Genomic DNA, 15,190 nt, shown 5'->3' with positions numbered 1-15,190 from the left:
GTAAAGTCTCAAACCGATAAAAGAGGAGCTCACGCCCCTCCTCCGCACGACTATCTCACCGCATCTGCAGCTACCGCGTCACCAGTGAAGTAAGTTTCAGGCTTGGCATCTACCACGTGAAAACTTTCACCGTTCAGTGACTGAATCACACTCATGGTTTTTGCCTGCAGGTTGAATACGGTGGCAGTTTTAATCAATACCGCCGGTACGGCAGGCACCACAAAGGGAGTCAGCTGAGAGGTTCTCCACAAGTTGCCCTCGGCGTCGTAACCGTCTATCAGCAGAATCACCCAGGAGTCCTCGTCGATGTAATAGGTGCGCTTGGGTACGGCGTGACGACTACCTTCAGCGACATTTGCCTCTACCACCCACACGCGGTGCTTCTCCCAGCGTACGTGCTCCGGGTTGAGGTGGTACTCACTGATGGCTTCGTCTGCCGAAGGCTTGATAAATCCGTTGTCGTTGTACGGTACCAGCATTTCCTGCTTGCCCTTCAGCGTCCAGGTAAAGCGGTCAATGTGTCCTAACAGGCCCTGTACCTCATCGAAGTAGTTCGCGCCGGAGGCCACGAAGTCAGGCGTATCGTAAGCAACGGTAGGAGCACGACGAACACGTCGCTGTCCGAGCAGGTATTGCCAGGCTTTACGGGGGTTGTCAGCGTCGATGCTGTCGCGGATCACCAGAGATTCACCGGCTTTAAATGGTGGCTCCATGGTGTTGAAACGGAACATGGAATATTCCCCGTTCCAGTCATCCGGATCCGCATCTCTGTAATAAGGCGGGTACTGGAAGGCAATTTCGTTACGGGTAGCAAGAGTATGGGAGCCGTCAGCATTCCCAACCACATTCTTAAACGTGTATTCGATGGAAGGGGCTTCTACCCGTAGCAGAAAATTCCACATTACCTCGTTGCCATTTTCCGGAATGGGGAATGGGATACCGCCGATACAGCCATCGATGCTGTAGCCGTTTTCGGTGAGCTCGCACTGGGTGGCATTACGTTTGGTGCCCTCAATAACATACTCGGGCGCCGTTGCCGTGCGGTGGGTTGGATAGACATTCACATAAAATGTATCCGGGTACTTTTTCATCAGGGCTATCGTGCCCTCGCTGAGCTGGTCTTTGTATTGCTCATAGTTGTTAATGTCTACCTTATAAAGCGGTTTCTCGTCAGCAAACAAATCCAGCGGGATGTCACCGGCATGGTCGCCCGCCACGTTATCTTTGATACCGCCTGTCCAGGCAGGGATTGAGCCATCGGCGTTGGCGGCCATTTCTCCACCCAATGGCGTTAAGGTGTCACCCAGTTTTGCCGCGTCGGCGTCACTGGCTTTTGCCAGTGCCAGCGGAGATAAACTCAGCGCCAGCGCGGCAGCAATTCCGGTTTTGATCATAGCTTTCATATGGTTATTCCTTTAGAAAGTGCGTTGAATCGAAAATGAGATGAAGTCACGGTCGCCGTGGAAATTCTTGTAGGACAGCATAGGAACTTCAGTGTCGTACTGGATTACAGAGCCGGCGTCACCGATATATTTGGTAAAGCTCACACCAAAGCGCCAGATACGGTTGTAGTCCCCTTTCACCCCAAGGCTCACGTTACCGCCGTGCTCAGCCGGAAAAAGTACGCCATTAACAGACGAACGACCGGACAGGCCATATCCCATAGCGATGGGCACCTGAAGATCGAGCCCCGGCATAACCTGAAAGTATTCCGGCGAGAACACGAACTGCACGGAGCTGGCATCACGGGTTGCCAGTGGATCCAGCTGATCGGCATTTTCAGAAATGTTAAGTCGACGGTTAAAAGCAAACTCACCCACAAAACTCGCGGCATCCCAAACGCTGCTTTCATTTAAAATGGTGATAGCCGAGGCGTTAAAATGGAAAGTATCGCCACGGGGGAAAGCGGAATTATTACCACCATCGGAGACAGTATCTCCGGGAAGGATGACGGTATTACCGATGGCTACCAGTGGCATGTCGGTGCGCAGTGACATCTCTGCTGCTACGTTGGTTTCCCCCACCAGGGTACTGACACTCATGCCGTAAAGTTTGATATCTTCACCGAACACCTGCACGTAGTCGCCGATGCCACCTTCAGTGACATTTACACCCGGACGGACATAGAACTGAGGCAGTTTTTCATGGAAGTTCGCGTGGTAGAAACCCACTTCGTAATCATTAATTTTGTAGCGGATCTGCAGACCGTACTGGCCGCTTTCCTCAGGCGTGATGTCATCGCCGCGAAAGGCAACCACGCCGGGGCCGAGGATCAGCGACTCACCACCTTTATCTACGAAATCTGCAAAGCTGAAATAGCTCCCGGCTGCCGGCAGGCGGCTTCGACGCCATTCCACCTGATAGTAAGCCGCCAGTGTCAGCTTAGAGTTCCACTGTAACTGGCCGGCCAGCTGCGCTGTGGGGCGTGCCACTTCTTTAAATTCAGAATTTGGAACGGAAAGCGCCCGGGCCAGATCCAGAGAGGTCATGGCACCGGCCATAGCATTCGAGCCGAAGAAAAGCGATTCACCATACAATTGAGTAAAGCGACCGGCCTTCAGGTTCAGTGCTTTTTTCCCCGGAGTGAAACTGCCGTATACAAAGGCATCCAGCAGTTCGGCGTACTGCCCGTGCAAACCTTCCGTTTCTGCCGTAAATTCATTCGGGCCGACCGATACAGAGTTAACCAATGCGCCACCGAGTTCAGCGGTGTTGTCATTGGAATCGTGATAGACAGAGTCGTACCAGGCAGCACCACTAAAACGCACGCCGTAATTACGTTTGTACCTGAGGTCGAATTCAGACAGTAAATCTACCCGGTTCGACACCAGACCTTTATCAAAATTAAGGTCGCCATCATTAGTATTAGCCTGAGGGCCAATTGAACTATCGGCCACTTTTGCGTCAGGGTCGGTAACCCGGAAAGACGCACTGTACTTAACCGTGTTGTCCCAGCGGATACGCAGATTCGGATTGCTGGTATCGATGGTTGTGGCGTTGGCGACATGACTGACGCCAAGACCTAAGAGAACGGCAACTGACAGGGTTTTTAATGCAGATTTTTTATTATTTTCTTTCATCCATTTCTCCTCCATAGTGTGTTTCCTCGCTGTTTGCACTATGCCCGGACCAATCACGACAGATTGCTCTGCCATGTGTTGTGAATGAAATGTATAATCGCTGTTAATTACCTTCCAATACTATTGACAGCCCGCTTTGATACCTTCAGGGTATTAAGAAAGTGTTAACAGGAGTGTTTATGGACGTGCGCCAGTTGCGGTACTTTGTGGCAGTTGCCGAGGAAAAAAACATCGGGAGGGCTGCAAAGAGGCTGTTTATTTCTCAACCTCCGCTGACCCGTCAAATCCAGCAACTGGAGCAGGATCTAGGTGTTCAACTCTTTGATCGTACGTCAAAAGGGGTGGAACTGACTCAGGCAGGCAAACTGTTCCTTACTGAAAGTAAGAATATACTTAGTCTGATGGAGTTGGCTCAGGAGCGAACCCGCAGAGCAGGTCAGGGATTAATGGGCCGACTGGATGTAGCGGTATTCGGTTCAGGTATTCTTAAAACCATTCCTGAAATATTGCAACAATTCAAACAACAATACCCGGAAGTACATGTTGTATTGCACTCAATGAACAAGGGAGAACAAATCGAAGCACTTCGACAAAAGCGAATATCTCTGGGTTTTAATCGTATGCTACCGCCGCTCAGCGATATAGACTCAATACAGATCCTGCGGGAAAACCTTATGGTAGCGCTTCACCAGCGCCACCCTCTTGCCGCGCATTCCAGCATCGACCTGGCCTCATTGGCAGGGGAACCTTTAATCGTTTTTCCTAACAGTTCTCGTCCAAACTTTGTTGATTTAGTCGTACGTATTTTTCAGGAAGGCGGTGTGAATATGAATATCGCACAGGTTATGAACGATGCTGTAGCCGGCGTTGCACTTGTATCCGGCGGCTTCGGTGTATGCCTTGTTCCCACTTCCACTACCTGCATGTCTATGCCTGGGGTGGTCTACAGGCCGTTAAATCATTTGCCGGAAAATGCCACACTGGATTTAAGTTGCGTTTACCTTAAAGACAACCATTCCCCGCTGTTAAGTTCTTTTCTTTCCGTTGTGCATGATTACAAGAGTCACATCGCAGAGTAAACAGACTGCCCGGGTCAGACCAGACATTTTTGTCGGGCAGATAAATTGCCTGACAAAAATGACAAGCTATCGGGTTACTCACACTTTTCAGCGGCTTTCTGCCCCAGCAGGCCAATGGAATATGTGTATAGCCCTTTATGAACCGAACAAAGATCACTGCAAAACGTGATCAGTTATTCCACCAGCCCATCGCGCAATTTAACAAAATTGGACATTGCCGAAATTCAAACGGTCGTTTAAATTATACATATCATTCACATTTCAGATATGTCGGATACATTTATGTGGTTCATACTCATTGTCGCTATTATTGCTGGTGCAATTGTTTTCGGCGTAAGTTCGATTCGCCGTTCACTGGTCACCGGACCAATCTTTGATCTTTTCAAACGCATACTTCCCCCGCTCAGTCAGACCGAGCGTGAAGCTATGGAAGCAGGCAGTACCTGGTGGGAAGCCGATCTCTTTCAGGGCCGCCCTGACTGGGAGAAACTGCAAGCATTCCCAAAGCCAGAATTAACGGATGAAGAACAAGCGTTTATTGACGTTCACGTGCCTAAATTGATGAGTCTGATTGACGATTTCGACGCCATTCATGAACGAAAAGACTTCTCGCCTGAAGCATGGGATTACATGCGCCGACACGGTTTTTTCTCGCTGATCATTCCGAAGACTTATGGTGGTAAAGAGTTCTCAGCCTTCGCTAACTCAACCATTGTCTCGCAAATTTCCAGCCGCTCGCTGAGTGCCGGTGTCACCGTGATGGTGCCTAATTCTCTTGGCCCCGGAGAGCTATTAAGCCACTACGGCACCGAAGAGCAGAAAAACTACTGGCTTCCCCGTTTAGCCAGTGGCGAAGATATCCCCTGCTTTGCCCTTACTGCCCCTGAAGCCGGTTCAGATGCCGGTGCCATCCCCGATACTGGCGTGATTTGTATGGGCGAGCACGAAGGCCAGGAAACCTTAGGAATTCGACTCAATTGGGACAAGCGCTATATTACTCTAGCTCCCGTGGCCACGGTTTTGGGTCTGGCATTCAAACTTTCCGACCCAGATAAGCTATTGGGCGACAAAGTGGACATCGGCATTACCTGTGCGCTGATCCCTACGTCACACCCTGGTGTTGAAACCGGCGATCGTCATTTGCCTTTGGAACAGGCATTTATGAACGGCACTACACGAGGCAAGGATGTATTCATCCCGGTAGACTGGATCATTGGTGGGCCAGATTATGCAGGTAAAGGCTGGAAAATGCTGATTGAGTGCTTATCTGCCGGACGAGGCATATCGCTGCCAGCACTTTCAACCGGTAACTGCCAACTCAGCGCTCGTACCACAGCGATTTATGCCATGGTGCGCCAGCAATTCAATAGTCCATTGTATAAATTTGAAGGTGTGGCTGAGGGCCTGGCGACATTAGGTGCCAATACCTATATGACAGAAGCCGTGCGGCAGATGACCGCCATGGCCATTGATCAGGGCAACAAACCCTCGGTGGTAACAGCAATTGCAAAATACCACATGACCGAAGCCGCCCGCAGCAGCGTTAATATCGCCATGGACATTCATGGTGGTAAGGGCATTCAAATGGGGCCGAATAATTATCTCGCATCACTTTACATGGCCATGCCGGTTTCCATTACCGTGGAAGGTGCCAATATTCTTACCCGAAACCTGATGATCTTCGGTCAGGGTGCTACCCGCTGTCACCCATATGTCTTCGATGAATTGATTGCTGCCGCCAATCCCGACCAGGAACAGGCACTGTCTGACTTCGAAACATTACTTGGTAAACATGTGAAATTTGCTGTGGGTAATGGTTTGTTCTCATTTTTCCATGGCCTCACTGGCGGGCGGTTGATTAGTGCGCCAGAAACAGCCAATAAAAAGCACTACCGTCAACTCGAACGAATGAGTAAGGCATTGGCCCTTTACAGCGACATTGCTATGTTGGTTTTAGGCGGTGAACTAAAACGTCGCGAGTTGTTGTCTGCCCGTCTTGGTGATGTACTCAGTCAACTCTATCTCACGTCTGCCGTACTGTATCATCACCACAAGCGAGGCTACCGTAGAGATGAGCAGGTTTATGTAGACTATCTCGTAGCCCGAGCACTCAAACAATGCGAAGACGCCATGTACGGATTCACCCGCCATATTTCGAATCCGGTTACCGGTTGGCTACTGCGACGCATTGTGTTTCCGTTTGGCCGTAGTTATGCGCCACCAGCCGATAAACTCACGCTGGCAATAAGCGACTCGCTGTGTGAGAACAGTGAACTCCGTACCCGCCTCACGCCGCAAGTTTATACCGACAATGCCAACGATCCCATCGCCGTATTACAACAGGCGTATGATGCAATCCTTGCCCTCGAACCGCTCAACCGAAAATTAAGGAAGGCCCGTAAAAATGGTTCGGTAAAAGATAAAGGTTCACTCTTTCAGTTGTGCGATAAGCTACTTGAAGACGGCATCATCACCGAAGATGAAGCCTGTAAAATCAGGAATGCCGATAAACTCCGTTTGCAGGTAGTAAACGTCGATAGTTTTGACCGACATCTGAACGCACATGATTCTGCCTCTAATGTGACATCGCTAAAGACGGGATAAGTCCACGTTAAACCAAAAAATCAAAGCCGTGAAGCGAGTCTGTTCACGGCTTTTTTAGTGACATTCCGGTAAGAGATGCTCAGTAAACCGGCAGTCGATAACCCCACATATTGCAGTTGCCGCTAAAATGCGGGCACAATGCTGTCAGTGAACAACGACGCCGTTTTCACGTATAAGTAAGAAGAGTTGATTAGGAGGTGAACTATGGACCATCACTTTGAAGATGACGATCTGCGTTCCTTTATGGAAGAAATGGGCGATGTAAAACCCATCACCTCTGATGACAAAGTTTTTAATCACGACAGTCATGACAGCCTGGCAAAGAAGGCACGACGCGCAGCTCTGGCACAAGAGTCCCCTGAAATATTCAACCCACTGAGTATGGAGAATGTGAAGCCGGTTAAACCTGATGATTTTATTGCTTATCAACAGCCTGGTATTCAGGATGGCGTATTTAAGAATCTGCGGTTAGGGAAATACGATATCGAACAGCGTGTTTCACTAAAAAATCTTACTTTGAAAGAATGTCGCGACCTGCTTTATCAGAAGCTGAAAAAAGCCCATGAACGCGGCTCCCGCGCACTGCTTATTCAACATGGCAAAGGTGAAAACAGTCAACCCATTCCAGCGTTAAAAAAGAGCTACGTGAATCACTGGCTACGGGAATTAGACTGGGTAATCGCCTGGCATACTGCCCAACCGATGCACGGTGGTTTTGGGGCAACCTATGTTCTGCTTAAGAAGCATCCACAGCAGAAGCTAATTAATCGCGAAAAAAATAGAAAAAAATAAAAAGTGGTCTATGCTTGAGATCCCGGCGTATGAATGTCGTACTAAAAAAGAATGATATTCGTGGCCGGTAGACAGTGTGATGATGATTTTTCAGCAGACATGACTTTACCCGCCTGCTTTGCAGATGTGTTGATTAAGTTGCACTATACGATTAAATCAAGTGCACTTATTAGATGTCTTGTGAGCTTTGCTCAGCGACAGTTAATTCTGTAGATTTTGCGGAAGAACTGAATACTGCGGTCAGAATCATAAACAATACTGCTACAGCGACACCGGTTAAACCGAAACCTTTACCAGAACGATACATATTCGTCTCTTATTATCTGCGTTAACTACGGATCGTTAACGATCCTAACCAATATTTTGCATCCGATGCTGTTTTGTATTCGTCTTCCTGACGCACACTAATGTAAAACAGAGATTTACAGATCACAAGCGATCGATTCAAAATTTTGACGCTTTGATCACTGTTTTTTGGCACTCCTTAAGCTGACAACGCATTTCTCTTTAAGTTTCAATAACGCGTAAAAATAATACATTTTATGTAAACACCCGTCATTGTTTTCTAAAGTCGTGTGTAACGGGTATGGCTTGTAAACGTGAAAAAGCTAAACGATGCCAGCATTCGCATACCGGCAGTGCGGAAGCGACTAAAGTGCTGAACAGGTGACTAACCAGCGCTCGCACAAGAAAAGAGGGACTGCGTTTTAAAAAACGTCTGCGGCAAGGACGCCGCAACCGAGCTTAAATTGAGAGCCAGAGAAGGCTGGAGATGTGAGCTTCCGCAAACAGCGAGTGCGGCCGGGGTTCAGAAACCGTCTGTGGCAGAACTTGAAACCTGAAAAGGCTGGAGATCGAAGATTTCGCAAAACGGATTCCGTTCGTCTGCGAAATCGGAACGGTTGACTAACCAGCGCTCGCACAAAAAAAGAGGGGCTGCGTTTTAAAAACCGTTTGCGGCAGGGACGCCGCAACCGAGCCACCATGGATGGTTTTTCGGCGTGTTTTTAAAACGCAGCCCCTCTTCGTGCGAGAAGCGGTATTACAACCTCAACCTAGCCGACAAAGACGCGGGCGTTGCGGAAGATGCGCATCCACGCACCGTCTTCTTGCCAGTCGTCTGGGCGCCAGGAGTTGGCTACAGTACGGAATACACGTTCTGGGTGAGGCATCATAATCGTTGCTCGACCATCAGCAGATGTCAGACCCGTGATACCCGCTGGTGAACCGTTCGGGTTCGCAGGATAAGTATCTGCTACCTGACCGTAGTTGTTCACGTAACGCAGGGCGACCTGATTCACACTCTGGACCGCACTCAATGCATCAGCAGAGGCAAACTCAGCCTGACCTTCACCGTGAGATACCGCGATAGGCATCATCGAGCCTTTCATGCCCTGCAGCAGCACAGAGTTTGACTCCGTTACTTCTACCATGGCAACACGGGCTTCGAAGCGCTCAGACACGTTAGTCACAAAGTGTGGCCAGTTTTCTGTGCCAGGGATCAAGGATTTCAGGTTAGACAGCATCTGACAACCGTTACATACACCCAAGCTGAACGTATCATTGCGGTTAAAGAAAGCTGCAAATTGGTCACGGGCTTGGGCATTGAACAGAATTGACTTCGCCCAACCTTCACCGGCACCCAGTACGTCACCGTAAGAGAAACCACCACAAGCCGCCAGACCTTTGAAGTTGTCCAGAGACACACGGCCGCTCAGTACGTCACTCATGTGCACGTCGATAGCGGTAAAGCCAGCACGGGTAAATGCCGCTGCCATTTCCAGATGAGAGTTAACGCCCTGCTCACGCAGAATCGCTACTTCAGGCTTAACACCCTTAGCAATATAAGGCGCAGCAACGTCTTCAGTAACATCATAGCTCAGCTTCGCGCTCAAACCCGGATCTGCCGCATCCTGCTTGGCAGCATGCTCTTCGTCAGCACATTTAGGGTTATCACGCAGGCTTTGCATATTGTGCGTGGTTTCTGCCCACATGGTACGCAGATTCACGCGAGTGTCGGTCAGTACAGCAACGTCACCACGGTTGAACTCAATCATGTCTGTCGCATTCAGCGTACCAATATCGTGTAACAGCGCGCCCAGACCGTGAGCTTCAGCAATCGCTGTCACCGCTTCAACGTCGCTTTCTGCTACCTGAATAACCGCACCTAATTCTTCGTTAAACAGTACTGCTAAGTCATCGTCAGCCAGAGTATCAAGAGAAACCGTTACGCCTGTCTTACCGGCAAAAGCCATTTCCGCTAAGGTTGTGAACAGACCACCGTCTGAACGGTCGTGATAAGCGATAACCAGCTCTTTTTCTACCATCGCCTGCACAGCGTTGTAGAAGCCCAGCAGAGTTTCTGCGCTATCAACATCAGCCGGTTTGTCAGCCAGTTGCTGATACACCTGCGCCAGACAGCTTGCACCCAGACGGTTCTGACCCGCGCCTAAGTCAATCAGCATCAGGCGGGTTGAGCCTCTATCTGTACGCAGTTGTGGCGTCAGTGTTTTACGAATGTCTTTTACTGCACCGAATGCAGTGATCACCAGTGACAGTGGAGACGTTACAGATTTCCCCGTACCATCTTCTTCCTGCCAAGCGGTTTTCATCGACATGGAGTCTTTACCCACCGGAATCGTCAGACCCAGCGCTGGACACAGTTCTTCACCTACCGCTTTTACGGCTTCGTAAAGACCGGCGTCTTCACCCGGGTGACCGGCAGCAGCCATCCAGTTTGCAGACAACTTAATGCGCTTGATGTCACCAATGTTCGACGCCGCAATGTTGGTCAGTGCTTCACCCACTGCCAGACGGGCTGATGCGCCGTGAGACAACAAGGCTACAGGCGTCCGTTCACCCATAGACATGGCTTCACCATGATAGGTGTCAAACGCACTGGCGGTAACCGCAACGTCAGCCACCGGCACCTGCCACGGACCCACCATCTGGTCGCGTGAAACGAGACCGGTAACCGAGCGGTCGCCTATGGTAATAAGGAAGGTTTTCTCAGCGACCGTCGGCAGGCGCAGCATTCGCTGAGCCGCATCAGCCAGCGTGATGTCTTCACGTTTCAGTGCTTCTGGTGCAACTGTTTCTGATTTCACGTCACGATGCATTTTAGGCGGCTTGCCTAACAGTACATCCAGAGGCATATCGATAGGCTGGTTCTCGAAATCAGCATCGTGCAGTGAAAGGTGCTGCTCTTCAGTGGCTTCTCCCACTACCGCAAACGGGGCACGTTCACGGGCACAGATAGCCGCAAATTTTTCCAGATTTTCAGGGGCAACAGACAGTACATAACGTTCCTGCGATTCGTTACACCACAGTTCCAGTGGCGTCATGCCCGCTTCGTCGGCCAGCACGTCACGCAATTCGAATTTACCGCCACGACCACCGTCGTTAACCAGTTCAGGCAGTGCGTTAGACAGACCGCCTGCGCCCACATCGTGGATAAACTGAATCGGGTTGTTATCACCTAACTGCCAGCAGGCATCGATAACTTCCTGACAGCGACGCTCCATTTCAGGGTTGTCTCGCTGTACAGAAGCAAAATCCAGATCTTCGTTAGACTGACCAGACGACATGGAAGACGCCGCACCACCACCCAGACCGATATTCATTGCCGGACCACCCAGCACAATCAGTTTCGCGCCAACGGTGATTTCGCCTTTTTCGATATGGGACTTACGGATGTTACCCAAACCACCCGCCAGCATGATTGGCTTATGGTAACCACGTACTTCCACGCCGTTGAAGCTGGAGACTTCCTGCTCGTAGGTACGGAAATAACCCAACAGGTTTGGACGACCGAATTCGTTGTTGAATGCCGCGCCACCCAGCGGGCCTTCAATCATAATATCCAATGCACTGACAATACGCTGTGGTTTGCCATAGTTGGCTTCCCACGGTTGCTCAGCACCCGGAATGCGCAGGTTAGAAACGGTAAAGCCCACCAAACCGGCTTTAGGTTTAGAACCACGGCCTGTTGCACCTTCGTCACGAATTTCACCACCGGAACCGGTAGCAGCACCCGGGAACGGCGAAATAGCCGTTGGGTGGTTGTGGGTTTCCACCTTCATCAGAATGTCGATATCTTCTTGATGATATTCGTACTGATGCGACTGCGGGTTCGGGAAGAAACGCCCCGCCTGCCAGCCTTCCATCACAGCCGCGTTATCTTTATACGCAGAGTGAACAAATTCAGGGTGGGTTTCAAAAGTGTTTTTTATCATTTTGAACAGGGATTTATCCTGCTCTACGCCATCAATAGTCCAGCTGGCGTTAAAAATCTTGTGTCGGCAGTGCTCAGAGTTAGCCTGCGCGAACATGTAAAGCTCAACATCGTTAGGGTTACGACCTAAACGGGTGAAACTGTCAAACAGGTAGTCAATTTCATCGTCAGCGAGAGCCAGACCCAGACTGATATTCGCATCAACCAGTGCCTGCTTGCCGCTTCCTAATACATCCACCGAGGTAAAGCTCTGTCCCTGCGCCTGCTCGAACAGCACCGCCGCACTTTCTGGCGCAGCAAATACCGACTCAGTCATGCGGTCGTGCAGTTCTGCCGCCACCAGCGCTTTATCTGCATCAGATAATTCGCCGTTTACGTCAACATAATATGCACAACCACGCTCAATGCGGTCGATGGCGGTAAGGCCACAGTTCTGTGCAATATTAGTGGCTTTGGAAGACCAGGGAGAGATGGTGCCCGGACGCGGCGTAACGAAGAAACATTCGCCAGTCGGTGCTTTGGTCTGCGCTTTCGGACCATAAGTGAGGAGTTTATCTAAGACCTGACGAGCGTCGTCGGTCAGTGCTTGCGTTGTGTTCACCAGATGAACAAACTCTGCATAAATGCCATTCACGGTGATACCGGATTGACCCAGCCTTTCAATAAGTTTAGTTTGTCTGAATTCAGACAGGGCGGGTGCGCCTCTAAGGACCAACATATCGCTTTACCTGATTGTTTGGAAATAACGTCTGACAGCTCAAAACGCTATCTCTTGGATGGACGAGGATTTCGGCGCGGATTATAGAGGAATTCCGGCCTTTTGATAACCTAACATTCCAGACAAGTTTAATTTTTTTTCAAATTTCTACCAAAGGTTAAGATAAATACGTGCTGTACACAAAGCCTTCCGGTTTACTGCCCAGCGCCTCGCCGGTAAAGAAACTGCTCGTCGCAGTCTTTGTACTAACGGGTCTGAGCGGATGTATTCCCCCTTCCCTGCCCGATATTCGCAGTGATATCGACAACCGGGAGCAGTTAAAAGTGGGCATTCAGTTCGCGCCCGCGCGGTTTGAAATCGGACCACAGGGAAAGCAAGGATTTGATTACGAGTTAGTCGCCGGATTTGCTGAGCATCTGAATGTAGAATTGGCGCTAATTCCTTATTTCGACACCGTGGATATGGAAAAAGCCCTCGTTGACAACCGCATTGATCTCGTCGTACCGGGCGGTGCTTATCAGGCATTTAATACCGAGCACAATAAGCAAGGCCCCCGCTATCTTGAAACCGCCTGGCAGTTAAATGCCACTCAGGACGACTCCTTACAGGCAGCGGTATTTGATTATTTCAACGACTCCCACCAGCAGGGTATATTTGACGAACTTCACGCCCGCTATATGACTGCCAAACCACCTTTAACTGAGCCTGATATTACGGCGATAGTCAATCAAGCAATCGAAGCCGAAGATGAACTGTACGCTCACTTCGATTCAGTTGCCGGAAGCGTCTTTAGTCAAATTTCTGAGCAAACGTCACGCACGTTATTAGCAGCACTGACTTTCCAGTTAAACCGCTGGCAGAATAAGACCAGTAACCTCGCAGATGCGCAACGTTTCGCTACGATTATGGTATTGATACCGAATATTGTTCCCCCCGAGGAAAGGGTATCGATGGCATTGGCCGCCTTTTATTCGGGCATTCCCCACTTGCTGGACGCTCGTCGGCTTACCCGGGAACAGGGTGGCGATGAAAATAGCTGGATTGATGTCCAGCTGCGCTATCCGGCACTTGAAGATCCCGATATTTATCGGCATCTTAATGCTGGCTATGTTAACGGAACTAACACAATAAAGTTTGTGTCCAATGTTCATGATTACCAACGCGCCCTGGTTGCGCTGGAGGCACAATAACGATTCCTGGCTTTTATTTGGGAATCACCTACTGGTAAGTGAAAATTGTAATAAAGTTTTCATCTTTGTCCGGTAAAACTAAATGCATACTTACAGCGTATTGGTGACTGCCCTACGCGTTATTGCCGCTGTAATGATGGATTTAGTGACAGGTAAGCACTGTGCCTGTTACATCAGCGCCCTGACTGTGATAAGAATAGGAGGGTGAATGAGAAGACTAAAAGCAAAAAAGAGAAAAATTGTTTTGAAAAATACGAACAGAAGAAAATTAATGTTAAAACGCGCCCATCAACGGGTATTACAACGCCGCCGTCATTTCAATACTGAGGAAATGTTCGGCAAACCTGAAAGCAATAATTAATCCTACGGGCATTCGCCCTCGCTAATATCTCCCCCAGGTCGCTCGGCCTACTCTGAAAGCCTTTTCGCCTCCGCCTTTGCGGCTTTAATCTCAGCCCGGCGACGGCGAAAGAAGGCAGACAGTTTTTCACCGCACTCTTGTGCTAACACACCAGACGTTATCTCGCATTGATGATTTAACTGCGGATGCTGAAGCAACTGCATGACTGAGCCTGCCGAACCGGTTTTAAGATCGAACGCACCAAACACCACTCTGGCAATTCGAGCGTGAACCAACATGCCCGCGCACATTGCACAAGGTTCAAGCGTGACATAGAGCGTAGCGTCTATCACCCGATAATTTTCAACCTGCTTTGCCGCCATTCGCACAGCCTGCATTTCTGCATGCGCGGAGGGATCGTGGTCGGAAATGGGCGTATTCCAACCCTCACCAATAATTTCTCCATTCGCGACAACAATGGCACCCACGGGGATTTCATTTACCGCTTCAGCACGATTAGCCCGCTTAAGCGCTTCCCGCATCCAGTATTCATCAGGCTGACTAACAACTTCACTCATTAGCTAATTTGACCAAATTTTATTTAACTTTCACATTTTGTTGGTTTTCCACAAAACAAGAAAAACCTAACCAACTGATATTTAATAGTATTCCACATTGGCAACGGACTTGCTTCTATAAAATTAAGATTAAGAGCAAAACCAAGGCGCTGCACACTATATCGTTGGCAAATTTGTGGACACATAAAACAATGACACAGTTTGTGACGATTATATCGCCAATCGCTAACGACAAAACGTCGTTAGGGCGTTACACTTTAATTTTACTTTGTTGAGGGAACAAAATGAATATGACCGCCATTGCAATTGTTGCTATCTGTGCCTGGGCACTGGTTTCTGTCGTAAATGCTGCAAAGGATAAAAGTAAATCAAAGAAGAATTCCAAAGTTGATGAAGCCATGCAGGCTGAAATGGCTGCGCTACGTGAGCGCATTGAAGTGCTGGAAAAAATCGTGACCGACGAAAACTACGATCTCAAAAGACAGTTCAAAGATCTGGAAAAAGACAAAGTCGCCTAATCGAGCACGCTCTGAAAAGCCGTTTGTTAGGCCAAGAGGCTTTTACCTATAAACGGC

Annotated in this window: 11 protein-coding genes; 6 read left to right on the top strand and 5 right to left on the bottom strand. The window is 49.4% G+C overall.

What is annotated here, in order from left to right; genetic code table 11:
- Positions 1-50: 50 nt before the first annotated feature.
- Both ACXAFQ_RS01130 and ACXAFQ_RS01125 read right to left on the bottom strand, forming a co-directional pair.
- Entirely contained in the window at positions 51-1,403 is a 1,353-nt protein-coding gene (locus tag ACXAFQ_RS01130; RefSeq protein ID WP_474817769.1) for a DUF1329 domain-containing protein, read from the bottom strand.
- Positions 1,404-1,415: 12 nt separating this feature from the next.
- Positions 1,416-3,080, bottom strand: coding sequence for a DUF1302 domain-containing protein (locus ACXAFQ_RS01125; protein ID WP_474817768.1), 1,665 nt, complete (start codon positions 3,078-3,080; stop codon positions 1,416-1,418).
- 179 nt (positions 3,081-3,259) lie between these two features.
- Between ACXAFQ_RS01125 and ACXAFQ_RS01120 the strand changes: the two genes are divergently transcribed.
- The 3 genes from ACXAFQ_RS01120 (at position 3,260) to smrA (ending at position 7,555) form a co-directional block, all read left to right on the top strand.
- Positions 3,260-4,159 carry a LysR family transcriptional regulator gene (locus tag ACXAFQ_RS01120; protein WP_474817767.1) on the top strand — a complete coding sequence of 300 codons (900 nt, stop codon included), beginning with the start codon at positions 3,260-3,262 and terminating at the stop codon, positions 4,157-4,159.
- Positions 4,160-4,441: 282 nt separating this feature from the next.
- Complete coding sequence (locus ACXAFQ_RS01115) at positions 4,442-6,763, top strand: acyl-CoA dehydrogenase (RefSeq protein ID WP_474817766.1); 2,322 nt, start codon at positions 4,442-4,444, stop codon at positions 6,761-6,763.
- Positions 6,764-6,967: 204 nt separating this feature from the next.
- Complete coding sequence (smrA, locus tag ACXAFQ_RS01110) at positions 6,968-7,555, top strand: DNA endonuclease SmrA (RefSeq protein WP_474817765.1); 588 nt, start codon at positions 6,968-6,970, stop codon at positions 7,553-7,555.
- Between the two features lie 169 nt (positions 7,556-7,724).
- On the opposite strand, the gene ACXAFQ_RS01105 is transcribed toward smrA, so the two are convergent.
- Positions 7,725-7,862: a hypothetical protein gene (locus ACXAFQ_RS01105; RefSeq protein ID WP_170826628.1), complete on the bottom strand. Its 138-nt coding sequence runs from the start codon at positions 7,860-7,862 to the stop codon at positions 7,725-7,727.
- 748 nt (positions 7,863-8,610) lie between these two features.
- Positions 8,611-12,507, bottom strand: coding sequence for a phosphoribosylformylglycinamidine synthase (gene purL / locus ACXAFQ_RS01100; protein ID WP_474817764.1), 3,897 nt, complete (start codon positions 12,505-12,507; stop codon positions 8,611-8,613).
- Positions 12,508-12,677: 170 nt separating this feature from the next.
- Between purL and ACXAFQ_RS01095 the strand changes: the two genes are divergently transcribed.
- Together ACXAFQ_RS01095 and ACXAFQ_RS01090 are read left to right on the top strand one after the other, a co-directional pair.
- The gene (locus ACXAFQ_RS01095; protein ID WP_474817763.1) at positions 12,678-13,697 is read left to right on the top strand and encodes a membrane-bound lytic murein transglycosylase MltF; all 1,020 of its coding nucleotides are present in this window, start codon (positions 12,678-12,680) and stop codon (positions 13,695-13,697) included.
- Between the two features lie 208 nt (positions 13,698-13,905).
- Entirely contained in the window at positions 13,906-14,058 is a 153-nt protein-coding gene (locus ACXAFQ_RS01090) for a hypothetical protein (RefSeq protein ID WP_170826629.1), read from the top strand.
- Positions 14,059-14,105: 47 nt separating this feature from the next.
- Here ACXAFQ_RS01090 and tadA read toward each other — a convergent pair whose 3' ends face one another.
- Entirely contained in the window at positions 14,106-14,615 is a 510-nt protein-coding gene (gene tadA / locus ACXAFQ_RS01085; protein ID WP_474817762.1) for a tRNA adenosine(34) deaminase TadA, read from the bottom strand.
- Positions 14,616-14,905: 290 nt separating this feature from the next.
- Between tadA and ACXAFQ_RS01080 the strand changes: the two genes are divergently transcribed.
- Positions 14,906-15,133 (top strand): hypothetical protein, encoded by a 228-nt coding sequence (locus tag ACXAFQ_RS01080; RefSeq protein WP_474817761.1) that lies wholly within the window; start codon positions 14,906-14,908, stop codon positions 15,131-15,133.
- Positions 15,134-15,190: the final 57 nt, after the last annotated feature.

This window comes from Alteromonas sp. ABH2_165 (assembly GCF_056159945.1).
This window is presented reverse-complemented; position numbering and strand designations above follow the sequence as displayed.